The 24,333-nt window shown below is 64.1% G+C and carries 18 protein-coding genes and 2 pseudogenes; 8 read left to right on the forward strand and 12 right to left on the reverse strand.

Going from position 1 to position 24,333, the window contains the following annotated elements:
- Positions 1–3 precede the first annotated feature (3 nt).
- The 4 genes from H7K34_RS26260 to H7K34_RS26275 are packed head-to-tail and all read left to right on the forward strand — an operon-like array spanning position 4 to position 5,408.
- Positions 4–975 carry an enoyl-CoA hydratase/isomerase family protein gene (locus H7K34_RS26260; RefSeq protein WP_264064981.1) on the forward strand — a complete coding sequence of 324 codons (972 nt, stop codon included), beginning with the start codon at positions 4–6 and terminating at the stop codon, positions 973–975.
- Positions 976–994: 19 nt separating this feature from the next.
- Positions 995–3,352 carry a CaiB/BaiF CoA transferase family protein gene (locus H7K34_RS26265; RefSeq protein WP_372510881.1) on the forward strand — a complete coding sequence of 786 codons (2,358 nt, stop codon included), beginning with the start codon at positions 995–997 and terminating at the stop codon, positions 3,350–3,352.
- Positions 3,349–4,107: an SDR family NAD(P)-dependent oxidoreductase gene (locus H7K34_RS26270; protein WP_264064984.1), complete on the forward strand. Its 759-nt coding sequence runs from the start codon at positions 3,349–3,351 to the stop codon at positions 4,105–4,107. The genes H7K34_RS26265 and H7K34_RS26270 overlap by 4 nt, the downstream gene beginning before the upstream one ends.
- A 2-nt stretch (positions 4,108–4,109) precedes the next feature.
- A complete protein-coding gene (locus H7K34_RS26275; protein WP_264065044.1) occupies positions 4,110–5,408 on the forward strand; it encodes a hypothetical protein in 1,299 nt (432 codons plus the stop codon).
- On the opposite strand, the gene H7K34_RS26280 is transcribed toward H7K34_RS26275, so the two are convergent.
- The 11 genes and pseudogenes from H7K34_RS26280 to H7K34_RS26330 all read right to left on the reverse strand — a co-directional run bounded on the left by H7K34_RS26280 (position 5,405) and on the right by H7K34_RS26330 (position 19,538).
- Positions 5,405–6,751, reverse strand: coding sequence for an HNH endonuclease signature motif containing protein (locus H7K34_RS26280; protein ID WP_264064986.1), 1,347 nt, complete (start codon positions 6,749–6,751; stop codon positions 5,405–5,407). The genes H7K34_RS26275 and H7K34_RS26280 overlap by 4 nt on opposite strands.
- A 90-nt stretch (positions 6,752–6,841) precedes the next feature.
- Positions 6,842–7,966 carry a M24 family metallopeptidase gene (locus H7K34_RS26285; protein ID WP_264064988.1) on the reverse strand — a complete coding sequence of 375 codons (1,125 nt, stop codon included), beginning with the start codon at positions 7,964–7,966 and terminating at the stop codon, positions 6,842–6,844.
- Entirely contained in the window at positions 7,956–9,191 is a 1,236-nt protein-coding gene (locus H7K34_RS26290) for a M24 family metallopeptidase (protein WP_264064990.1), read from the reverse strand. Before H7K34_RS26290 ends, H7K34_RS26285 begins: the two co-directional genes overlap by 11 nt.
- A 2-nt stretch (positions 9,192–9,193) precedes the next feature.
- Positions 9,194–10,360 (reverse strand): amidohydrolase family protein, encoded by a 1,167-nt coding sequence (locus H7K34_RS26295; RefSeq protein ID WP_264065045.1) that lies wholly within the window; start codon positions 10,358–10,360, stop codon positions 9,194–9,196.
- A 19-nt stretch (positions 10,361–10,379) separates the two neighbouring features.
- Positions 10,380–13,882, reverse strand: a pseudogene (car, locus tag H7K34_RS26300) (carboxylic acid reductase).
- Positions 13,883–13,918: 36 nt separating this feature from the next.
- Positions 13,919–14,866, reverse strand: a complete 948-nt coding sequence (locus H7K34_RS26305; RefSeq protein ID WP_264064992.1) for an SDR family oxidoreductase — start codon at positions 14,864–14,866, stop codon at positions 13,919–13,921.
- A complete protein-coding gene (locus H7K34_RS26310) occupies positions 14,860–16,089 on the reverse strand; it encodes a cytochrome P450 (RefSeq protein WP_264064994.1) in 1,230 nt (409 codons plus the stop codon). The genes H7K34_RS26305 and H7K34_RS26310 overlap by 7 nt, the downstream gene beginning before the upstream one ends.
- Positions 16,090–16,114: 25 nt before the next feature.
- Positions 16,115–16,792, reverse strand: a complete 678-nt coding sequence (locus H7K34_RS26315; RefSeq protein ID WP_264064996.1) for a TetR/AcrR family transcriptional regulator — start codon at positions 16,790–16,792, stop codon at positions 16,115–16,117.
- A gap of 223 nt (positions 16,793–17,015) precedes the next feature.
- Entirely contained in the window at positions 17,016–17,912 is an 897-nt protein-coding gene (locus H7K34_RS26320) for a DUF4344 domain-containing metallopeptidase (RefSeq protein ID WP_264064997.1), read from the reverse strand.
- A gap of 81 nt (positions 17,913–17,993) precedes the next feature.
- Positions 17,994–18,623, reverse strand: a complete 630-nt coding sequence (locus tag H7K34_RS26325; RefSeq protein WP_264064999.1) for a hypothetical protein — start codon at positions 18,621–18,623, stop codon at positions 17,994–17,996.
- 105 nt (positions 18,624–18,728) lie between these two features.
- Complete coding sequence (locus H7K34_RS26330; protein WP_264065000.1) at positions 18,729–19,538, reverse strand: SigB/SigF/SigG family RNA polymerase sigma factor; 810 nt, start codon at positions 19,536–19,538, stop codon at positions 18,729–18,731.
- Between the two features lie 510 nt (positions 19,539–20,048).
- Here H7K34_RS26330 and H7K34_RS26335 point away from each other — a divergent pair.
- The gene (locus tag H7K34_RS26335; RefSeq protein WP_264065001.1) at positions 20,049–20,930 is read left to right on the forward strand and encodes an SDR family NAD(P)-dependent oxidoreductase; all 882 of its coding nucleotides are present in this window, start codon (positions 20,049–20,051) and stop codon (positions 20,928–20,930) included.
- On the opposite strand, the gene H7K34_RS26340 is transcribed toward H7K34_RS26335, so the two are convergent.
- The gene (locus H7K34_RS26340) at positions 20,927–21,856 is read right to left on the reverse strand and encodes an antibiotic biosynthesis monooxygenase (protein WP_264065002.1); all 930 of its coding nucleotides are present in this window, start codon (positions 21,854–21,856) and stop codon (positions 20,927–20,929) included. The two genes, H7K34_RS26335 and H7K34_RS26340, sit on opposite strands and share 4 nt — an antisense overlap.
- Before the next feature lie 39 nt (positions 21,857–21,895).
- On the opposite strand from H7K34_RS26340, the gene H7K34_RS26345 reads away from it, so the two are divergent.
- The 3 genes and pseudogenes from H7K34_RS26345 to H7K34_RS26355 all read left to right on the forward strand — a co-directional run bounded on the left by H7K34_RS26345 (position 21,896) and on the right by H7K34_RS26355 (position 24,330).
- Positions 21,896–23,092: an FAD-dependent oxidoreductase gene (locus tag H7K34_RS26345; protein WP_264065003.1), complete on the forward strand. Its 1,197-nt coding sequence runs from the start codon at positions 21,896–21,898 to the stop codon at positions 23,090–23,092.
- Between the two features lie 44 nt (positions 23,093–23,136).
- Positions 23,137–23,713, forward strand: a pseudogene (locus H7K34_RS26350) (DUF4389 domain-containing protein).
- Positions 23,710–24,330 (forward strand): class I SAM-dependent methyltransferase, encoded by a 621-nt coding sequence (locus H7K34_RS26355; RefSeq protein WP_264065046.1) that lies wholly within the window; start codon positions 23,710–23,712, stop codon positions 24,328–24,330. Before H7K34_RS26350 ends, H7K34_RS26355 begins: the two are co-directional and overlap by 4 nt.
- Positions 24,331–24,333 lie beyond the last annotated feature (3 nt).

Here is a 24,333-nt window from a genome sequence, read left to right on the forward strand (position 1 = left end):
CTCATGCCTGAATTCGACTACGAAGAAATGAAGAAAGAAGCCGAGCAGTACATCAAGTTCGAGAAGGACAAGAAGAATCGAATTGCCTACATCACCTTTGATCGCCCCGACGCGCAGAACGCCACCAGCTTGGGCATGCGGCAGAACTACGCCGATCTGATCCACAAGTGCAATGTGGACGACGACGTCAAGGTCGTCGTAATCCGCGGTGAGGGACAAGACTTCGGTAGCGGCGGGGATCTGCCGGAGCAGCGTCCCATGCTTGAGAACCCCGGCCTTCCACTGCATCATGAGCTGGCGATCAACGACGATGACGTCAAGTACCCGCCGGGTGGTTCCTACCGCTACCTGTCCACCGTCACGGACTTCTACGCCAAGGCGCGTGCGGGTAACCGGCCGCTGCAAGAGCTCCGCAAGATCAGCATCATCGAGGCCAAGGGCTACTGCTACGGCTGGCATTTCTACCAGGCCGGCGACGCCGATTTGGTGATCTCCTCCGATGACGCTCTGTTCGGCCACCCGGCGTTCCGCTACGTGGGCTGGGGACCGCGGCTGTGGTGGTGGGCCGAGACCATGGGTCTACGGAAATTTTCCGAAATGTTGTTCACCGGACGGCCGTTCAGTGCCAAGGAGATGTACGACTGTGGCTTCGTCAACAGCGTGGTGCCCCGCGACAAGCTGGAAGCAGAGACCGAGAAGTACGCGCTGGCATGCTCTCGGTCTCGCCCCACCGACACGGTCGCGGTGCAGAAGACCTTCCTGGAGCTGTACAAGCAACACAAGGGTGAGTACTTCGGTAGCCTGCTGACCGGCATGGTCGAGGGCATGCTGCCGATGATTCAGAACGATGCGCGCAACGACGTCGACCTCACCGGAGGCACGTTCGAAAAGGGTCTCAACAACGTGGTCAAGGATAACGACATGAACTTCCCGCCGGAGTGGCGCCTGAGCCGCTCCGGGCGCGCGAAGCCCTGACAGTCTTGGGAGAGCTCACATGTCGGCGCTGAAGGGTTTCAGGGTCGTTGAGCTGGCGGGGTCGGTCGCAGGGGAGTACTGCGGCAAACTGCTGGCCGACTTCGGCGCGGACGTGATCAAGGTAGAGGCGGCGGGGTGTGGTAGCCCAACGCGGGCTATGGCGCCCGTCCTCGACGACGGCACCGGGTGTGACGGCAGTGCGCTATTCGCCTACCTCAACACCAACAAACAGTCCGTCGTACTCGAGGGCATTTCGGCCGCCGATGAGCGTCTGCACGAGCTCATCGGCACCGCCGACGCCGTCATCGACGACGGCGCGACCAGTGGGGCAGACCGGCATCCGGGCGTGGTGTTCTGCTCGATCACGCCGTTCGGTCAGGGTGCGGCAGCCGAGTACGCGAATGCGAAGAGCATCAACGTATTCCACGCCAGCGGTTGGGGCTATCACACACCCAGCCATCCAGACCCGGCCAAGCCTCCGCTGCAGGGGCCGGGCCGGTTCACGGCCGACTACGAAGCTGGGCTGGATGCGGCGCTCTGCGTGGCGTCAGCGTTGTTCGGGCGTCTGCACTCGGGCCGCGGCGAATCCATCGACATCTCCCAGCATGCCGTGCTGGTTTCGCGCGCCGATTGCATTCTCGGGCGGCTGATCACCGGCGAAGTCCCCGCCCTGGGCACCCGCGACGACTACGACCAGCAGGGCCCGGCATCGTTCTTCGGCTGCGCCGATGGCTTCGTGTACCTGTACATGACCAGCCGGGCGCATTGGCTCGGAGTCAAGAAGCTGATGGGTCAACCGGTTTGGCTCGACGAGTTCGACGACGACTGGCTGGAGTTCTCGGTCACGCCCGAAAAAGTCGTGGCATTCCAACAGGGCTTCGCCGCGTGGGTCGCCGGCCTGGATAAGGAGACGGCGGCCGAGGAAGCCCAGCGTCTGGGCGTGCCGCTGGTTCCGGTCAACGATGCCACGGATCTGCATCAGTCGCCGCAGTACCGCCACCGCGGATTCTTTGCCGACGTCAGCCACCCTGTGTTGGGCGACGCGGCATATCCCACGGTGCCGTACCTGCTCAGCGCATCGCCTGCCGAAATCACAGCGGCCGCACCCACACTCGGTCGGCATACCGCGCCGATCCTGGACAGGCTCGCTACTGCGCATGTGCCACCGGCAGTACGGGCGGCACAACTCAAGCCGCCGAAGAACCCACGCGGAGGCCCGCTTGAAGGCGTGCGCGTCGTCGAGTTGACCAAGGTGTGGGCGGGCCCGTACGCCGGCAAGCTGCTGGCACTGTTGGGTGCCGAGGTGATCAAGGTCGAAACGACGGCCCTGCCCGAGGAGATGCGGGCTTACGGCGGCACCGATATCAACCATGCACCGTTCTTTCTGAGTATCAATCCCGAGATCCTCAGTGTGGACATCGATATCAAGTCGGCCGAGGGGATGAGGCAACTGCGTGAGCTGATTGCCCGCAGCGACATTGTCATCAACAACTTGCGCCCCGGCGCAATGGAACGCCAGGGTCTGGGGTACCGCCAACTCGTCGAGATCAAATCCGACATCATCTCGGTTTCGATCAAAATGTGGGGCAATGACGGACCGCTCGGTCATCAGACCGGTTACGCTCCCTGCTTCGCCGCGCTGGCCGGACTTGCGCCGCTGGTCGGCTATCCGGGTGGGCCGCCGCTGGGAACTAGCATGCGTTACGGGGATTCCACGGTCGGTGCCGCGGCCGCGTATGCCGCCGTGGTTGCACTGTTGCACCGCGAGCTGAGTGGCACCGGGCAATTCGTCGACATCTCGGCCGTCGAAACACTCTCCTCGATGATCGGTGACTGCCTGCTGGAACAAAGCCTTACCGGACGCCGCCTCGGTCCAGACGGCAACAACCACGCCGACCTGTGCCCACACGGCTGTTACCCGTGCTCCGACGGTTCGTGGGTCAGTGTGGCGGTCGCCAACGACGACGAATGGTGCCGGTTGTGCGGCGTGCTCGATGCTCCCGCACTGGCTGCCGATCCTCGCTTCGCCGCATTGGACAACCGACGAAAGCACGTCGAAGCGCTCGACGCCGATCTCGCGCTGCTGACCCGAAACTTGGACGCCGAAGATCTCGCGCATCGGCTGCGCGCGGCGGGCGTTCCGGTCACCAAGAGTGCCACCGCGATTGATGTGATTGGCGATCAACAACTCTGGGACCGCGAGTTGTACCGCTTTGTCTCTGATCACCGCGAAGGCCAGCGTCCGGTATTGGGGCCGTCATGGCGAATGACGCGCGGGCCGGCCCGAATCGAGAAGGGTGCCCCGGACCTGGGCGAGGACACCGATTATGTTCTGCACGAAATACTGACCGGAGCACCAACGTTGGGCGGGTTATGACACTGACGCAGACGGCGGCACTGGTGACGGGTGCCAGCAGCGGCATCGGTGCGGCAACCGCCAAAGCGCTCGCCGCACAGGGCGCAGCGGTCGCCCTACTGGCGCGCCGGGCCGACCGGCTGGGCGAACTGAAAGCCGACATCGAATCCGCCGGGGGCACAGCGCTGGTCGTGCCCGCCGACGTCACCGACGCCGAGCAAGTGGCTTCCGCCGTTCAGCAAACCATCACGGAATTGGGACGCCTCGACATCCTGGTCAACAATGCCGGACTGATGCAGTCCGCACCCGCCACCGAGGCACCGCTGCAGGACTGGGACCAGATGGTGTCCGTGAACGTGCAGGGGGTTCTCTACGCCACCCGAGCGGCGCTGCCACACCTGATCGAGGCGGCCGCCGACTCGCCGCGCGGCGTCGCCGATCTGGTCACCATCAGTTCCACTGCCGGCTGGGTGGCCCGCCCGAACACCGCGGTGTATTCCCTGACCAAGTTCGGGGTGAACGCCTTCAGTGAGGGTCTGCGGCAAGAGGTGCTCGGCAAGCGGGTTCGGGTCGGAGTGGTGGGTCCCGGAACCGTCGACACCGAAATCTTCAGCCATCTGGCCGAAACGTCGCGGCAGGCGTTCGAACGCCAAACGGCCGGCATGGTCAAGCTGCGGCCCGAGGACATTGCCGACGCGGTGCTGTTCATGGTGACCCGCGATCGCCGGGTTGCGGTCAACCACATGCTGGTGCGCGCCGCCGAACAGACCTGGTGACCATGTTGCAGCCCGACGATCACCGCTGGGTCACCGGTGACCAGTTCGGGTTGGCGATTCCGCTCGATCCAGTGTCGTTGCGCACTGGCGGGGCGGGGTTCCTCACTGCCGCGTTCCGGGCTTCCGGTGTCCTCACCGACGGCAATGCTGTCACCGGGATTACGAACTTCGCCGAGGTGCGCGGTGGTAGCACGGGACGCAAGGTGATGCTGTCGGTCGAATACGACGTGGCCGCACCGGGTCTGCACACCGACTTGTTCGTCAAGTTCTCCCGCGATCTCGACAACCCGGTGCGTGATCGCGGGAAGACCCAGATGGAGCCGGAGGTGCGTTTCGCGTCGCTGTCGCGGGCACCCGGCTTTCCGATCGCGGTGCCCAGCGCATTCTTCGGCGACTATCACCAGCCGAGCGGAACCGGGATTCTGATCACCGAACGAATCGGTTTTGGCGACAACGGAATTGAACGTCAATATCATAAGTGCCTCGACTACGAATTGCCCGAGCCGCTCGAGCATTACCGAGCTCTGGTCACCGCCCTGGCCCGGCTAGCCGGAACCTATCGATCCGGGCGGCTTCCGGCGGCACAGACCGCACACTTCCCGCTGGACGTGCGGGCCGCGACGGTCGGCGAGCGGGCCCCGCTGTCGGTGGACAAGCTGGAACGACGGGTAAACCAGCTCGCCGAGTTCACCCAAACCAATCCCGGACTGCTGCCCACGAATGCCGGTTCACCGGAATTTCTGGCACGGCTGCGCGAGGATGTGCCCCGCCTCGCATCCCAAGAGCACACGGTCACAAGCCAACTGGCCAATGACGCCGACTACGTCGCGCTGTGCCATTGGAACGCCAACATCGACAATGCCTGGTTCTGGCGAGACACCGGTGACGTTCTGCACTGCGGCCTGATGGACTGGGGCTGCGTCAGCCAGATGAATCTCGGCATGGCCATCTGGGGTGCCATGTCCGGAGCCGAGACCGCGCTGTGGGACGTCCATCTAGACGATTTGCTGCAGCTGTTCGTCGCCGAAGTCCATCGCCACGGCGGCCCTCGGCTCGATCCAGTCCGATTGCGCCGGCACACCCTGCTGTACGCGGCCACCATGGGAGTCGCCTGGCTGTTGGATGTACCGGCCCTGATAAGCAAGCGATTCGACACCGTGCCCAGTACGCGCAAGGATCCGCGCATCAGGGATGACGAGAGCGTGCGCGCGCCACTGCAGATGCTGTCGAATCTGCTGAACCTGTGGGAGCGGTATCGGGTGGGGGAGTTACTCGACGAGGTGCTGGCCGAAGTGAGTTAAGGCGCGTCGTCGTCTCGGTCTTGGAGCAGCTTCTCGGGGTGGTGGAATGTGTTGATGCGTGGTTGACCACGGTCCAAGTGCGGGGGCGGAAGCCATTCGGTGTCACCCCTGGCGTTCTCGCAAGTGGTCCAGCCGCCGGGCCGCAGGAGGCGATGATGGGGCCCGCATGCGAAGGTCAACTCGTTGACGTCGGTGGTGTGGCACTCGGACCAGTCGGTGACGTGATGCACTTCGCAGTAGTAACCAGGCACAGTGCAGCCCGGAGCCGAACACCCGCGATCCTTGGCGTACAGGACGATTCGCTGTGCCGGTGACGCCAGGCGTTTGGTGCTGTACAGCGCCAGGGCTTTTCCCTTGTCAAAGATGGCCAGATAATGACGCGCGTGCCGGGCCAACCGGATCACGTCGCTCATCGGCAGGATGGTGCCGCCGCCGGTAAGGCCGCGTCCAGCGGCCGCCTCCCTCTCGGCCAGCGTGGTGGTGACGACGATCGAAGCGCGTAACCCGTTGTGGTTGCCCAGTTCGCCCGAGGCGAGCAATACTCTCAGCGCCGCATTCAGCGCGTCATGATGGCGCTGGGCATTGCTGCGGGAATCGCGTTCGATCGACTGCTCGGTCGGATTGCCTTCGACACATGGATTTTCGTCATCCGGATTGCACATCCCTGGAGCGCCCAATTTCGCCCAAACCGCTTCCACGGTTGCGCGTACCTCGGGGGTCAACCAGCCTCGCAATTCCGACATCCCGTCGCAACCCTGATTACCCAGATTCAGTCCGCGACGGCGCGATCGGTCCTCGTCGGTGTAGATCCCGTCAGGGTTGAGGCAATCGGCGAGGATGGTGGCCAGCTCCGCGATTTGTTCGGGCCGAAACCTAGTGCCTTCTACGGCCAATTTGGTTTCGGCCTGCTCGCGGGTGCCGGCATCAATCCAGCCGGGCAATTGGTGGTAGAACTTGCGGATCGGGGCCACTTGTCCCGGCCCCAGTGTGCCCTGGCGTTGCCCCGCGGCGGTCGCCGCCAAGACCGGCGGCACCGGATCCCCGGTTATTCCACACCGCATCCCCAAATCGGCGGCCTCGCGGATACGCCGCGAAGCCTCGGCGCGGCTGATCAGAGTCGATTCGGCGATCGCATGCGACAGCTTGCCGCCAATCTCTCCGGGTTTGGCCTGGCGGGCCAGGCCATTGATCAGTAACGGCAGCCGACGGCGAACCTTTTCGCAGCGTCTCAACAGCGCCAACTGCTCACGGGTGACTAATGCGTCGCAGTCTTGCCCAATCAGATCGTCGAAGGCAGCGTCGATGGTGTCGAAAGCCGCCGACCACCTCTCCCGATCTATCACACTTCGAAACTATCGATGCCCACCGACAGAAAACCCGCCCTTGTGACTACTGAAATCATAGTGACACAAGGGATTACGAAGGTGGGTCGCCTAGCTCCCGTCGCCCCACGCCGGGCTCCTGGTGAGCACTTCGTGACCGGCGTTGGTGATGTGAACGGTGTCACGGCGGAATACCGCACCGATGCCCTGCTGCCACACGTAGCCGGTGATCGCCAACACCATCCCGGCCTCAAGCGTATCGTGTTCGCCTGCAGCCAACAGAGTCTCGGACACCACGGGCGGGTCGAACCCCAGCCCCAGCCCGTGCGCTATCGGCATCGGCGGTATCTGCTCGCCGGCCGCGTCATACGCGGCGAGCAGATCGCGGATAGACGCATCGGGGCGACACGCGCCAAGCATGTTGTCGTACAGCGTCTTCGACCGTTCGAACAGCTTGCGGACCTCGCCGTCGGCCGCAGCGCCGACCGGCCAGGTGCGGCCCACCTCGGCGACATAGCCATTCGCCAGGGCGCCGGCAGCGAAGGCGACCAGGTCGCCCTGCCGAGCCTGCGCGTGGCCGCGACGCCACGGGTGTTCCCGTGAGGTCACCCACGCGGCGTCCTGGGTGGCCGGCGTGCTTACTCCGCCCGCGGCCATCGCCTCCATCATGACCCCCGCCAGCGTCTGTTCCGAGGATCCCGGCGCCAATTCGGCTCGGGCAGTGGCGAGTCCGTGTTCGGCGATGCGAAGTGCGGCATCCATCGCCGCGATTTCTTCCGGCGTCTTGATCCGGCGTGCGGCGCGCATCGCCGGCTCGGCATCGATGAGTTCGGCATTCGGGAATGCATCGGGCAGTAACGCGGCGAAAGTCGGGGTGATCGCGTCTGTTCCGACTCGTCGCGCTGCTTCGGCGCCGTCGACCTTCTTTAGGACGTCGATCAGCGTCATCGGGTTCCAGGCCAGTCCATACAGGTGATCGTGGTCGATCTCCTCCGGGACCCCCTCGTCGTCGGTGCTGTTGAGGTAGATGTCGCCGGTGGCGCGCACCAGCACACACATCGGGCCGAACGGTCGGGTGCCGGCTATCCACAGCTGTGGCGCGCCGGTGACGTAGCGGATATTGGCTTGCCGGCCCAGCACCAGGATGTCGAGGCGATGTTTGTCCATTTCGGCCAGCGCGCGTTCGCGCCGTCCGATCCGGAGTGCCCGAGTATCGGGCAGAACCTCAGTCGCCATAAGGCGTGTATGGGTAGTCGGTAATCGGCGCGTAGCCGTCTTCGGTGATCACCACGATCTCCTCACTGCGATAGCCTCCGGTTCCGTCCTCCCACATGACGGGTTCCAGGACCAGGACCATTCCTGGCGGAAAGACGAAGTTGTCGTCGAACTCCTCGCCGAGATCGGTTCCGATCATCGGAGCCTCGGCAGGGTAGGTGCCGATGCCGTGGCCCAGATAGAAGTGCGGAAGCCACGGTTTGCGGCCGCCGTTGGCCGCTATCGCCGTCCGCGCTAAATCCCCTGATGTCACACCGGCTTTGATCACCGCGAGCACGGCGTCCAGGACAGCTCGCCACTGACGGAATTGATCTTGCTGCGGTGCCGTCGGTTTCTCGCCGACCACCCAGGTCCGGCCGAAGTCGGAGCAGTATCCGTGGTAGGTGATGCTGATGTCGGTCCACAGCACATCTCCGGCGGCCAGTTCACGATCGGTGGGCAGCAGCGGCAGCGCGAGATCCCCGTGCGTCGTCCAGACACCGGATTCCCGCGAACTCGGCATCACCTGCCAGATGGCCTCCAGCATGTTGGTGGTGGCACCTAGCTCGAAGGCGCGACGTACAAACGTGGCCGAAAGATCAATCTGCCGTACGCCCGGCACCAGCGCCTGCTGCACGTCGACAATGGCTTGTTCGGTGATCCGGGCCGCCCTGCGCAAACAGGACAGCTCGTCACGGGTCTTCACCAATTGCGCCGCGCCGAGTACCATCGCGGCATCCGACGGCGGGCCCGCGGGGAAGAGCTTCGGTGCCGCTCGCCGCATCGCCCCGGTGAGCTCGTCGACGGCGATACTCGCGCCCGGCCGGACGAGGCCGGCCAGCTTCCGAGCGAAATCCTGTACGCCGTAGTCGAATTCGAGATAGGCCGGGCCGTGCAGGTGGTCTTCGGGCACCGGGATCTCCGCGCGGGCTCCGCTGCGGAACGGCATGAATAGATGCGGATGCACGTCATCGGCCAGCACCACGGCGACCGGACGCTCCACATGCGAGAGACCGGCGTCCAGGAGCGGCCAGCTAGCACCCGTCGCGTAGCCGACGTAGCCGTTCATCAGCAGGATGAGCGCATCGACGCCATGCTGCGCCATCGCGGACCGCAGCCGCGCTCCGACCTCGGTACGCATCCGGGCCCAGTCCGGCTCCTCGGGTGCGTCGAGAACTGAGCGGCGGGCTGACACGGTGTTCGTCACGCTCAGATCCCCAGGAACTTCTTGATGTTGCCGCCGACGACCCGCACGGCGTCCTCGGGGCCGACGGCGTCGACCACCGCGGCCAGCGATCGCTCCGAATAGCCGAAAGTGCTTTCGTTGTGCGGATAGTCGGAGGACCACATCACCCTGTCGATGCCGATCTCGTCGATCTGTCGCAGGCCCAGACCATCGACCATGAACGAGGCGCACATGTGCGTGTCCCAGTAGTAGCGGATGTCGTGATCGGGCTGGTGTGCCAGCATGTGTTGATAGGAGGCCAGCACGTGCTCGGCGTCCTGCAGTGTCGTTGGTACCCAGGCTATTCCACCTTCGAACCAGCCGATCCGAAGCCGTCGATGCCGGTCGAGAATACCGCCGAAGATATACTTGGAGAACATCTCCCGAAATGAGTCGATATTGACCATCATGGCCACCGCGACACTGTTGACTTCGCTGGGGAACTTCGGCTGACTCTCCCCGATGTGGTGAGTGATGGGCAGACCGGCCTCTTCGATCTCATCCCACACCCCGCTCATCGCCGTGCTGGAGTAGTCGATGGGCTGTCCGTTCCCGTCGTTGCCCGGGTTGATTGGCATCAGAAACGTTTTGAGCCCCAACGATTTCAGCTCAGTGAGCGTTCGACGGGCGCCGCGGGCGTCCCACCAGTTGATCAATCCCACTCCGTAGCAACGGCCGCCCGCTCGTTGCTGAACCTCGGCGATGTGCTCGTTGTACACCCGGAAGATTCGCTCGCGAATGTTGTGGTCGGGGTGGTGGAACAGCGCGAGGACCGCGTTGGGGAAGGCCAGCTCCTTGTCGACACCGTCTTCGGCGAGTTCACGGACTCTTGCTTCGACATTGTTGGTGGCGGCGCCGGCCAGATCGTCGTATTGCATCAGCACCGCGCTAAAATCGCCGACCACCATTGACTGTCCCGGTTGGCCAAGCAAATACGCGCCATCCTCGTACCAGATCCGTGGCGCTTGGTCTTTCAGGTCGTCAGGAAAGCGCTCATAGAAGATGTCGTCGGCCACGGAGATGTGGTTGTCGGCGGAGAACACCTCGGTGCCCGGTGGCAGACCGGTGTTGAATTCGGCCGCGTGACCCCGTCGGTGCTTGGGGGCACCGATGACGCCGTCGGGATACAGGGTGTGGGCTGGGCTGGACATCATCGTCCCTTCGTTGCGATCACCTGCTGAGCACACCGATCCGTTCCAGGTCGGCGAGGTACTTCTCGATCAACTGTTGCGAGACGTGGGGGATGGCGCGACCGGAGTGTTCGACCGCGGACCGGAATTGCGCGCCCGGTACCGGTGATCCGGCGATAGCGAGCATGGGTTCACGGTAGACGTCCAGCACGGTGAGGACTGACTGGGCGCGCTGGCGCTCCGGCAGGGCGCGCATGGAGGTCTCGAACCTGGCCAGCCAGCTCGGATAGTCGTCGATCTTCTCGACCGGGTACCCCGCGGCGATGATCCAGTCGACGAAGGTGTCCATAGAGATGCCGTCGTCATGCGGATTGGTGGTGTTGTACGTGTCGAAACTGCTGCCGTGCAACGGTCCAATTGCGGCGATCGCCTCGGCGAGGAAGTCGACCGGCAGGCCCTCGTAGTGCGGCCTGGCCCACCGGCGTAATAGAAGGACCGGGGAGCGATGCCGGTGGCCACCAGACTGAACAGCAGCCGCGTGAAGATGTCCGGCGCGTTGAGCTGTCCCGCATACCGGCTGTCGGCGAGGATCATGCCCGGCCGGAACACCGCCACGGGCAGGCCACACAGATCGTGCGCCTCGCGCATCAATACCTCGCCGGCCCACTTACTGATCCCATAACCGTTGGCGTAACTGTCGCCGACGGCACAGGCGGGAACGGAGCGCCGGATGTCGGTGTCCTCATCCACGATCTGATGAGCCACGGCACTGACACCCATCGTGGAGATGTAGTGGATCGGTTTGAGTTTGGCCGTGATCGCCAGCCGGATCACTTCGGCGGTGCCCACGACGTTGGGGCCGAACAACTGTTGATAAGGCAGCACGTGGTTGACGTGTGCCGCCGGGTGCACGATGAGGTCGACCGACTCGGTCAGCCGCTGCCAGGTGGCGTCGTCGAGCCCGAAATTGGGCTCGCCGATGTCTCCGGCCACAACCTCGAGGTGACCTTCGGCCAGGGTCCGGAAACGGTCGAGCAGCTTGGGGTCGGAGTCCAAAGCTGCCTCGATACGCTGGCGCGCATGCGCGGCGTCGGCGCCGCGTGTCAGGCACACCAGGGTGCCGCCCGAATCCGCCAGTCGTCGCAGCCATTCCAGGCCGAGGAAGCGCCCCAGGAAGCCGGTCGAGCCGGTGAGCAGGACGGTGCGGATCTCACTGGTGGGAGCGGGCAACAACATCGCGCTCTTCAGGACGTCGTCGTCGATGAACTTATCCAGACGCAGATCACCGGCCAACACCTCATGGCTGGCGGTGTCGTGCACGGATGCGTAGCGGGGCCGTAGGCCGATGCAATTGCGATGTTGCTCAATGTGATCGGCGATGCGGAGCAGGTCCCCGGTCGGGTCGATCACCACGCCGACCGGCACCTCGACGCCGTAGATGTCGGCCAGCAGCGTCGAAAAGGTCAGCGCGGAGAGCGAATCGCCGCCGAGATCGATGAATCTGGCTTCCGGGGAAACGTCGGCCGCCGCAACGCCCAGGGTGGCCTGCACGGCCTTGCTGACGGTGGCCAGCACCGGCTGGTCGGCACCGCCGGTGCGCAATGTGCGCAACTGCCGGAGTTGGTCGTCGGCCATCAGCGCGTAAAGCTGCTCGAGGCGCTCGCCGTAACGGGCTTTGAGTTTGGGCCGCAGGAATTTACCCACGCCCGACAGCAGCCCGTTGGCCAAGCTGAACGGTTCGGTCTCGACGAGGAAATCACGGGGGATTTCATATCCGTTGAGCGCGTTGTCGCGTGCGATGTGCCGGAGCGATTCGGCGATCGTCGAGGTGCCCACGCCGTCTTCGGTGGGCACGATCACGGCGAGCAGGAAGGATCGTTCGCTGTTGCCGTAGACATAGATCTGGTGAATCAACGGGCTGGTCGAGTACAACGCCTCCAGCCGTGAGACAGCGACGAACTCGCCCTGCGCTAGCTTGATGACGTTGTTGCGGCGGTCCACGTAGCGCAATCGGTCGGTGCCGACCTCTGCCATGATGTCGCCGGTCTTGTAGTAGCCGTCCTCATCGAACATCGTCGCGGTGAGGTCGGGGCGGTTGTAGTAACCCGCCATGAATCGGGCCGACTTGACCGCCAACTCACCACGGGGATAGGGCTTGTCGGTGTTGAAGTAGCCGAGTTCGGGGACGTCGAGCAGCTTGTAATCGATCACCGGCGGTCGCAGCACATGCTCGTCGGCCACGATCATCCCGCCCGCGATCTCGGTGGACGAATAGCCGATCAGCAGGTGCTGGTCGAGCACGGTCTCCATGAAATCCTTGATTTCCGGGGACAGGGCCGCCGACCCGCAACCCACGGCCAGCACGCGGCCACCCAGAATCTGCTCGCGGATGGCGGTGGTCAGTTCCTCGGCCGCATGATGCGACCCGCCTCCGCCCGGGGCTCGCCGATCTAACTCGCGCTGATAGTGGTGGTAGAACATCTCGCAGACCCGCGGTACCAGGCTCATCGAAGTCGGTCGTACCAGGGCCAGATCTTCGAACAGCGTCGACAGGTCACTCTTGGCGGCGAAATAGCTAGTACCGCCGTTGGCCAAGGTCAAAATCACGTAGCCGTAGCCGATCAGGTGACTCATCGGCATGTAGCTCAATGTGATGACCGGCTGATCGGACTGTGCGAGCCAGGTCCCGATACACAGACTCTCGGTGAACATCGCGCCCTTGGGCGTGCCGGTGCTGCCGGACGTGTAGAACACCCATGCCAGCGGGTCCTCGTCACCCGGCGCGACATGCAGCGGCGGAGCAGGGTGTGACATTCCCCGCGCGACAACGTCATCGAGTGTCTCGATGACCAAGGCGCTGCCCGCGGCTTCCAACCGGGCGCGTGCCGACAGGTAACTGGCGCGCTGGTCGTCATCACGGGACTCGTAGTCGAAGACGACAAGACGCTGAGGGGCGGTGCCGGCCAGGGCCGCCTCGACGGCAATCTCGAGGTTGTCGATTCCCACCGCGAAAATTCGTGGTTGCGTCTCGGTGAGGATCGGTGCGTGCTGAGCGGCCGGTGCGCTGGTCTGTAAGGGCACCACCACGGCGCCGAGGTGAATGCAGGCGCATTCGATCGCCGTGTAGTCGATGCTGGCGAACCCCAGCACGCACACGAAATCCCCGGTCCGGACCGGATACCGCTCGTGATGGTGCCAATCACCGGCCAGCGCTTGGACACGCGCCCACAGGTCCGCATAGCTGACGGTCTCAAAGCGCGGCAGGTAGTTCAGCGTCGAACGGCCCGTCGCGGGATCCGTAATCACCTCGCGGACACGCTGTCCCAGCGCCGGCCGGTCGGCGTAGCCGCGCAACACCGTCGCCATGACCTCGCCGATCCGAAGCCCGGGTGCGCGGGCCGCGGCGGCGATTCGTTCGTCCGGCCAGGTAGCGCAAAACTGCATGTCGTCGGCGTAGAGTCGCTCGCGCCGGCGTGCCAGTCGTTCCCATTGGTCCTGCTGGGCGCCCGGATCCTTTACGTCACTGCGGCCGACGAACGCCATAGTTCACCACTTCCCTGTATCGGAGCCATCCACGTGTCATTCCGGATAGGTGACGCCGGTGAGTTCTTCGGAGAGCTGCCACAGTTGCTGCATATCGATCTCGCTGCGCGCGAGCCGTGGCACGCCGGCGAATGTGACTCCGCCTCCGGCGGTTTCGTAAAAGCCCCGCGGTCCGTAGTAGCGTCCCCCTTCGGCCTCCGCCGAAACCGACGCGTACAGGGTCGGTTTGATGCCCTCGTCGATGTCAAGCCACATGAACGGCAGCAGCCGCCAGGTCAATCGGGTGAGGCGCGCCTGCAGCGTCGGTTTGTCCCGCCCATATGATGCGCCGCTGAGCAGGTTGGTCTTGCTCAGCCCAGGATGCGCGGCGTTGGAGATCACGCCCCAGCCGCTGCGGTTGCTGCGCCGGTCGAGTTCGGCGGCGAACATCAACTGCGCCAGCTTGGCGATGCCGTATGAGACCATCGGTTTGTAGCCGTTCTGGGCGTTGGGGTCGTCGAAGGACAGTTTCGGTTGGGTCGCCGAGATGCTGCTCACAGTCACTACCCTCGACGCCTTCGCCGTGCGCAGCAGCGGCATCAGGTGCCCCGTCAGAGCAAAGTGGCCCAAATGGTTGGCGCCGAACTGCAACTCGAAGCCGTCGCTGGTCAGCTGGCGCTGTGGCGGAGTCATGACGCCGGCGTTGTTAATCAAGACGTCTATCGGCCGGCCCTCGGCCGCCAGTTCTTCCCCCAGTGCTGCAATGCTTTCCAACGAGGCCAAATCCAGCCGTTTGATGCTGAGCTTCGCGGCGGGCACCTCGCGGCGGATCTCGGCAATGGCTGCCTCACCCTTGGCCTTGCTCCGGATGGCCATCACGACATCGGCGCCGGCGGCCGCCAACCGCTTCGCCAGACCGAATCCCAGACCACTATTAGCCCCGGTGACAACCGCGCACTTGCCGGACAGATCCGGCACGGCCAATGTGAGATTCGGCTTCACCATGTGACGGGAAGCTCGTAGACGCCGTAGGCCAACGTATCGTGCTTGAACGGAAGTTCCTCGACCGGCACCGCCAGCCGCAATGTCGGCACGCGACGTAGCAAGGTCGGCAGCACAATCTGTAATTCCATGCGGGCCAACTGTTGTCCCACGCATTGGTGGCGGCCGTAGCCGAACCCGACGTGTGCGCCGTCGTCGCGAGCGAGGTCGAGCTGGTCGGCGTTGGGGAATTGACGGGTATCCCAGTTCGCCGGTGCGACATCGAGAATGATGCCGTCGCCGGCACGGATCGTCTCGCCGCCGACTTCTATGTCCTCGACGGCGATGCGACGCTGACCGGTTTGGATGATGCTCAGATACCGCATCAGCTCCTCGACGGCATTGGCGATCGCCTTCGGATCATCGGTGTCGCACAACAACTGCCGCTGATCGGGGTGTTCGAGCAGGGCCGCAATGCTGAGGCTGATCATGTTCGCGGTGGTTTCGTGACCTGCGATCAGCACGCCGAGGGCCAGTTGGGTGGCTTCTCGCACGCTGATCTCTTCGGCGTTGACCCGCTCTGCCAGATCGGATACCAAATCCTCTGAGGGGCTCTGCATCCTGGTACGGATCAGCTTGGCGATGTACTTCGCCAACGAGGCGGCACCGGAAGCGGTGTCCTCTTCGGTCGCGTAGCGTCCGGTGCCCCGTTGGGCTTGCTCCTGGAAAAAATCTGCGTCCTGGTACGGCACACCCAACATCTCACTGATGACCAGGGAGGGGACCGGCAGCGCCAGCGTGCTGACGATGTCGCCGGGGTTGGGGCCGGCCAACAGGGCGTCGATGCGTTCGTCGGCGATTTTGCGCACCGCCGGGCGCAGCCCTTCGACGCGCTTGAAAGTGAAGGGCTTGGACAACATTCGGCGGTAGCGAGTGTGCTCTTCGGCGTCCGAGGTGAACACCGAGCGCGGCCGCTTGTGTACGGTCGCCAGCATCCCCTCGTTCCAGTGTGGATAGCCCGGCAGCCGGTCGTCGACGCTGGTGCGCGAATCGGTGAACAGCGACCGTATCGCGTCGTAGCCATGAATCAACCACGGAGTGCTGCCATCCCAGATCCGCACTCGGCTCAATTGTTTGGTTATGTTGAGCGCCAACGATTCCGGGGGAGGAGCGAACGGGCAGCCGGCGGCGCGCGTCATCGGGAAATCTGGGATGTCGGTGGCAGCATCCGTTGAGATGTCGGTCATCGTGCTCCCTGCCTTTCGCCGGTGCTCAGTCGCCGGCTGCGCTCACATGAACCGGCGCGCGCCACAATCCGACAATCGCGTCGATCAAGCCCTCACCGGCGACCGGCCAACTCGAACGTGACCGCGCCCCGTGCTCGGCCAGTGCGCCTTCATGCTCGGCACAGGTGTGCATCAGCAGATTTCGGACCATGACGATCCGTTCGGATCGCACCCGCTTGGGCAGATCGGGAAGGCATCGGGTGATGCCTTCGATCGTCTGCACCAGCTTCGGGGACATCAGGGCGTCTTTGGTGACGACGTGGTGATAGGTGGGGTCGGCCATGGCCTGGGCCGCGAAACGCGCATACCAGCTGGGCGTGCCCAGGGCGGCCAGGTGGTCGGTGAGCGGCCGCACCAAAGTGCTGACCCAATCCCGCAACTCGGTCGAATCGCCGATTTCGCTCAACATCTGGGCACGGAGTTCTTCGATCGGCTCGCGGTGCTTGCTTTCGATCGCGCGCAGCAATTCGGTCCGTGTTCCGAAGTGATAGCAAGCGGCTGCGTTGTTGCCCTGCCCGGCGGCTTCACTGATCTGCCGGTTGGACACGGCATACATTCCGCGCTCGGCAAACAACTCTTCGGCAGCCGACAGGATCGCCTCCCGGGTATTCGTCGACCGGTGGGAGCGCGCCGTCGGCTCAGCTTTCACCGCCTCAGTGAACACTGCTCAGCGGATTAAATCAAGCCGTTTATTTAATCCGTGTCGCTGCCGTTCCAGTGTCGTGAGTCGTTGATTGCAAAGCACCTGTGGTGCCGCAGCGACTCTTCCCCGAGATCGACGCTGGCGCGAAGAAACGCCAGGAAGCTGCACGCTAGCGTCGATCTCGGGATTCCAGGACGCGCAATGCTTTGGTGGCAATGCGCCCACGAACTAACGACTCATGGCACTAACTGGGCTTGCGCAGATGCGGACCCAGCAGTGATTCCCAGCCGCGCTGCATGTTCTGAAACTCTTCCTCGCAGTTGCCGGCTCGATCGTCCGGCAGATCTCCGGAGGAGACGATGCTGGCGTTGGCGGCCGGATTGGAGCCGTAGATCCAGCACTCCCAGTTGTACATCCGGGTGATGTCCATGGAATGCCCATCCCAGAACGGTAATTCATTGGCATCGCCTGACTCTTTCGCGCTGAGCTTCCATTCCGTCGCCGTGTTGGTTGCGATGCGAACACCGTCGGGATAGGACTTTCCGTCGGCGCCGGGGTTGAGAAGCATGAACGCGGAAAGTTGGTCAGCCACGTCCTCCTCGCGCCCGGTGAATGCCAGCTGGTAGATGGCGAGCGTGGCGTGGCCGAGTTCGTGATACGCCGCGGAAATCGTTTCGTCGACCGCAGGGGTTGCCGGGTCGGGTATGCCGCTGCCCGCCGCGAGCTTTTCGGCGTGTTCTCTGGCCTCGTAGCAGAGGTCTATCTCGTTGGCGTCGGGAAGGTAGAAGTCGTTGTTCGTGTCGCATTGCTTACCGACCACGGTCAAGTCGGACGGCAGCGCCAAGGTGTCCTCGATGTGTTGTGCGAGGCCGTCCAGTACCGTCGCGTCCTGCATGAGCTGGCGGCCGCGCTGCGCCTCCGGTGTGGTGGCGTCTTCATAGCGAATTTTCACCGTCCCCGACCCGGGCGGCGTCGGCTCGCCGGGTTGCTTTGACTTCGGGGCCTGCGTTGAAGACTGTGCGGCAGGCGGATTGGAGGCGGTCGGGTGGCCGGTGGACCCACCACACCCGGCGGCGAAGAGAAGTCCCAGACACGCCCCGACCACGGCAACTGGTGTCGTTATCGCTGTCGTCGTTGTCACTCGCACCGCCTCGTTCGATCCGTGCTTAGCCAGCCGGCATCGTGACGCTTCGAGGACCGTGCGACGGACGGCCGCGCTGGTTCAGCCGCCGAGCCCCTTCTTCACGGCCGCATCCTGCTTCTGGCCGACGTCGTTGACGAAGTCCGGCGGCGGGAGCGTGTCGGGCGGGCCGTCGAATTCGAGCGTGACGAAGGCCTTGCCCTCGGTGAAGAGCACCACCGCGATGCCCTTGGAGTTGTCGGGGGAATTGCCGGACACCACAGTTCCGTCCGTGCCGATCTTGAGCGCCTGCGTCTCGGGATGCTTGATGGCGCCACCCTGTGACGATTTCGCGGCGTTCAATGCGCTGGTCGCCGCGTCGGGGTCGGCCAGCACCTGGATGGTGTCTTTGATGACGTGACTCTTGTCTTCGGTGCTGAACGTCGTCGCCGCACCGGGCTGGCCGTTCGGGTTGTTCGTCGGCGGCGTGCCCGTGAAGGGCACCGGCGCGTCGATATCGGTCGCCTGGATCAACCAACCGGTGTAGTCGTTGCCCTGTGTCGGCGCCAACGACGGCGACGAGCTGGGCGCCGCGCTGCTCTTACTGGTCGACGACGTTGCCGATCCCGATGTTGTCGGCGATGGCTTCTGATTGCCGCCGCAGCCGGCCACGGACAGCGCCAGCACAGTTGCTGCGGCGACCCCCGCGATCACCGGTTGTGAAAGCCTCATCGGCTCGTGCTCCTTCCAGGCTGGATCTGGCGACGGAGTCGATTTCACCCCAAACGCACAGTACAGTGCGTTTGTCGCAAGACGGCCCGGGCACCGATTCGAGGGCTAATCCAGCTGGTCACGCAGGGATGTCAAGGTGTTGGCCAGAATGCGCGACACCTGCATCTGTGACACCCCGATTCGCTCCGCGATCTGGCTTTGCGTCATCGATTCGAAGAATCGCATGTGCAGAACCTCGCGTTCACGCCGCGGGAGCCCGGTCACCAGGGAGCGCACCGCTTCACGGTCGGTGATGTGGTCGATCTGGGGGTCGACGGCACCCACCGCGTCGGCGATGCGGCGAGAGTTGCCGGAGTCGTCGGGACCAACCGGGGCGTCCAATGAGTCGAGTTGGTAGGCATCGCCTGCGACGAGGCATTCGACGATCTCGTCGTGCGGGACTCCCAGCTCCGCCGACAGCTCGCGCGCGGTCGGTGCCCTGCCCAGCTTCTGGACTAAATCGCCTGTGGCCCTGCTGATTTGGACATGGAGCTCACGCAGTCGCCGTGGCACCCGCATGCCCCAGCTGTAGTCGCGGAAATGCCGTCGGACCTCGCCCATCATGGTGGGGATCGCGAACCCGATAAAACTAGGTCCTTTGTCGGGGTCGAATCGGTTGATGGCGTTCATCAGTCCCAGGCGCGCCACCTGGGTTAGGTCGTCGAGACCTTCGCCCCGTCGTCCGAAGTGGCGGGCGACGTGGTCGGCGAGCGGGAGACACCGCGTCACGATGCATTCGCGCTGACGCCGGTATTCGTGCGATTCGGCAGGCATCGTGCGCAGCATCAAGAACATTGCGATGACGTCGTCGTAGGAATCGTCGTTGCGAGTTTTGGCCGGCCGAGTGGGCCGGGGTGGAGCAAGGGCTTCGGTCATCTTCCTAACCGCCCCCGCCCGGCTCGACGGTTTTGAAAATATCTGTGCACCAAAGGCTTTGCATTGCAAGCACACTTCCCAAAGTCGCCGGGCAGCGAGGCATCGCAGGCGTGCGCACGGCACTCCACTGACCTATCCGTCGACACGGTTCAGCTGTTTTCAGCACGCAGGAACGGAAGGGCGACCCAGGAAGCTAAATACCGGAGCCAAGCCCAGCAGCCGTGCGGCTGGCTGACCGCTTTTAGCTAAACGGCGACGTGTCCAGAACGGACTTAATTGCCGATCCTACGCCCCAAGCACCCGCTTCGGTGTTTCTTTGTGTTTACCCGCCCGCCGGGCAACCCCGTCAAGATCGGCAGCCGCGTCTGGTTCCGCGGGTCGCCCCACCAAAACGATCTCCCGCAGTCGGTTCCGGTGGCGAGTGGGTACTGTTCGGCAAATGTCGGTGACCAGCGCCGAGGGGCGCGCCTGCGAACATCATCGCGACCACGATTCCCGAAGGCGGTGCCGATGAGCGATCGGGGACTACTGGCCGGGCGCGCTGCGGTGGTAACCGGGGGAAGCCGCGGTATCGGGCGTGCCGTCGTCGAACTGCTCTGCAACCTGGGCGCAAACGTCGTGGTCAACGGCCGGGACGCTGCTGCCGTGTCCGAAACCGTGGCGGCGGTCACCGCATCGGGAGGACGTGCCACCGCGGTGGCCGGAGCCGCGGACGATGAGACCGTTGCCGTAGCGCTCGTCGACACCTGCCGGGACACCTTCGGGCGACTCGACATCTTGATCAACTGCGCCGGGATCGCCGAGCCGCCCGGCTCTTCGATCCTGGACATCACGCCCGACGAATTCAACCGCCTGATCAGCGCTCACGTCGGCACGGTGTTCCACACTTGCCGGGTCGCGGCCCCCGCCATGGTCGAGCAGGGACACGGGACGATCATCAACACCAGTTCCGTGGCTTTTCTGGGCGACTACGGCGGCACCGGCTATCCCGCGGGCAAGGGCGCCGTCAACGGCCTGACCGTTGCCATCGCCGCGGAGCTCAAAGCCAAAGGGGTCCGGGCCAACGTGGTGTGTCCCGGCGCGCGAACACGACTGTCCACCGGAGCCGGATACGAGAAGCACATCGCGGATCTGCACGGCCGGGGATTGCTGGACGACGTAACAATGCAGGCCTCGCTGGACAGTGCGCCACCCTCCTTCGTGGCCCCGCTCTATGCATATCTCGCCAGCGACCTGGCGCGGGACGTGACGGGTCAGATCCTGGTGGCGGCAGGCGGATTCGTCGGCCGCTTCGATCGGCCAACGCCGTCCCTGTTGGGCTATCGCGACCATCATGACGCGCAGCCGTGGTCGATCGAGCACTTGCACAAGATGATTGGTGCTCGCAGCTAACCTCCGAGCAGGAAAGCCACCAGTAGCGCGGCGTAGCCGACCACAATCGCCGCCGCTCCGGCCACGCTGATCCGGACCGGCGCCCCGTCGATCGGGTCCAGCCAGCACCGAAAGGGCCGCGAAACGGCTGGGACCAATAACCATTGCAGCGCAACGATACTGATGACATTTCCGGTGAATACCGACACCGACTGGCTGACTCCGAGATTGCCCAGAGCGGGGGAGAGCGACTTCGACAGCAGCATCACGGTTGGGTAGAGGCACAGCAGCACCAGCATCGCCGACTTCCACGCCGGCGTGATCCTGGTCTGCCCGTCGGCAACTCGGACCGTGGACCCGAATGGTGCGCTGCGCGCCAACTCGGCAAAGTCGCGGGTCAATCCGCCGCGCAAGTCCGGTAGGGCTTCCTGACGTTCTCGCGAGCGCATCCATTTCGTCAGTTGACCGGGGCTGCGAAATCGCAGTACCGACATCCACTGTTGTCCAGAGGAATCGGCGGGAAACACCGCGGTGCCTTCGTATCCGGGAAAGGCGGAGCTGCTGCGCGTGAGTTCACTTTGGGCGGCGATGAATTCGGCTTCCTTACCGGGAGTCACGCTGTGCAGGAAGACGCCGACGTCGGCGGCCGGCGACTCGCCCGCGGTCAGAACCAAATCGGAGGCACACTGCCAGCAGCCCTGAGTTTTACCATCGCGGAGTACGGCCTGACGGTCCGGGCTGTCCAGCCAGGCATCGAGTGAATCCGCATCGTGGAAGGCGACTTCGACTGCCCAATCGAGCGGTCTGCTTCCTTGAACCGATTCGCGCGCGCCTACGTGTCCAGGAGAGTGACGAGCCGAAGCAAGATAGCTGACCACCCACTGGCCGAATCGCGCAGGATCAGAGGGCGGATGGAACAGCGTGATCGCGCAGGCGTCAGCAGTCATATCAGCTGTCTACCACCGGAGGCGAGATCCAGGCGGCCGTTGCGGGTCCTGGTGATCGGTGCCGGGGTAAGCGGCATTTCGGTAGCCCGCGGATTGCTGCGGGACGGACACGACGTCACCGTCTTCGATCAGCGCGCCGATACCCGGGCCGGCGGTGGCGCGGTGACCATCTGGTCCAACGGCGAGACGGTGCTGCGACAGCTCGGCGTCGACATGGATGGGGCAGGTCAACTGTTGTCCAGCGTCCGGGTGCTGACGTCCAAGGGGCATCGAGTCGCCACGTTGGACGTGACCACGATGGTGAAGCGCCTGGGCGCAGCAGTTCGGATGGTTCCGCGCCGGGTCCTGCTGGAGCGGTTGCTGGCAGACTTTCCGGCCGATCGCATCCGCTGCGACACCCGCGCGGCCCGGGTCATCACGATGCCCGACGGCGTGGCGGTTGGGTTCGAGGACGGCAGCGTGGTGGAAGGCGACCTTTTAATCGGTGCCGACGGTCTGCATTCGGTGATCCGGGATGTGGTCGGCGCACCGCCCGCCGAGCCGACCGGCTGGTGCAGCTGGCAGGGTCTCGTCCGCCTCCCGGAGATCGTTGACCGGGAGGTCGCTTACATCGTCATCGGCGAGCACGGAAACACCGGTCTTTGGCCGGCCGGTGGTTCACACGTGCAGTGGTGGTTCGACTTGCCGTGGTCGCACGATTTCATTAGGCCCCACCACCCCGTCGAGGAGATCCGAGCCAACTTTGCGGGCTGGTCGGACTCGGTCGATCTGGTACTGGCGAAATTGACCGACGAAGATCTGGCCTCCTCGCCTTATCCCCACTTCCGTCATCCGATTCCCGCCACGCTGAACGCCGGGCCGGTGACCTTGCTCGGCGACGCCGCGCACACCATGCCACCCACCCTCGCGCAGGGAACCAACCAGGCCCTGCTCGACACGATGGTGTTGTGCGAGGCGATTTCGAGTCTTGGTGGCAATGAAAACCGCGCCGAACTCTCGCGGGCACTGCGCTGGTATGAAAAGACCCGGCGGCGCCAAGTCAGCGCCGTATCCAAGGTGGCGTCGCTGCAAGTCGCCCATGGCGAATCCGTGTTGAGACCGGCGGCGCTGATGTCAGATCGACTGCACACCTGGACATTGACCAAATTCGTGCGAATGACCAGCCATCCCCGGATCGCCGCCCGAATCGATCGAGGTCTCGCGGCGGCAAGTCCTATTGTGTCGTGCCCACAGTGACCAGACCCAGAGTCGTCGAGAGCGAAGCGGCGCCAGTCGATACCGTGCGCGTACGAGGCGCCGTCGATGCGCCGTCGCGCTGGCTATGGCTGGTCAAATGGTGTGTGCTGGCCGTACCGCACTATCCGATCCTGATCCTTCTATATCTGGTGTATCCATTCATGACCCTCGCGGCCGGCGTCGCGATTCTGTTCACCGGCCAGTATCCGCGCCCGATCTTCGATTTCAATGTCGGCGTGCTGCGCTGGTCCTGGCGCGTCATGAACTACCGGTTTCCGAATGAACAGCACCGACAAGTACCCGCCGTTCACGCTGGCCGCCCGCCCCGACTATCCGGGCGATCTGGAGGTCGAATATCCGGAGCGCCTTAAGAATTGGGCGGTACTGGTGAAGCCGTGGCTGTTGGCGGTGCCGCAGATACTCCTGTGCTGGGCGCTGGAGGCGCCGCTGCAGGTGCTCACGGTGATCGCAGCGGTGGCATTGTTGTGCACCGGAACGATCCCGCGGGGCATGTTCGATCTTCTGATGGGTATCGTGCGATGGCGCTACCGGGTGGCGGTGTATGTATCGTTGATGAGTGATGAATATCCGCCCTTCCGTATGGACCTAGGTAGCAGATAACGCCCGGAAATCCGTTATTTCCCTACATACATCGTCTCGGCCAGCCGTTCTTCGATCGCCTGTTCTACAACCGGTATCGCCGAGACGCCATCGCTCACGCGACCGGCCGGCTACTGATGGTGGGTCTCGGACCGGGAACCGACCTGAAGTTCGTACCGCCCTCAGTGACTTCGATCTCCGCGGTGGAGCCGGTGCAGACATTTCGGCACATGGCGTCTCGTCTCGCGATTCGCCACGGCATAGCAGCTGACATAGTCGAGGGAACCGGCGAGTCGATCCCGTTCGGCGACAACAGTTTCGACTCCGTCCATATCGGCCTGGTGCTGTGCTCGGTGGATGACGTCGCCGCGACGCTCGCCGAGATCCGGAGAGTCCTGGTGCCGGGCGGCAGGCTGGTCGTCCTCGAGCATGTGCGCGGCGAGGGCGCTACGGGCCGATTCCAGGATCTAATCGCCAAGCCGTGGTCCTGGTTGGCGGCGGGGTGTAAGCCCAACCGGCGGACCGTCGATTCCATTGCCGCCGCCGGATTCGACACCCGGGGACTGCGCAGCATCCGCACCCCGGTGCCGTTTCCGTGCAAACCTCATCTGCAGGGATTCGCGACCCTGGTGGAGTAGCTC

It is taken from the genome of Mycobacterium montefiorense, assembly GCF_025823255.1.
In the GTDB taxonomy this organism is placed as follows: domain Bacteria; phylum Actinomycetota; class Actinomycetes; order Mycobacteriales; family Mycobacteriaceae; genus Mycobacterium; species Mycobacterium montefiorense.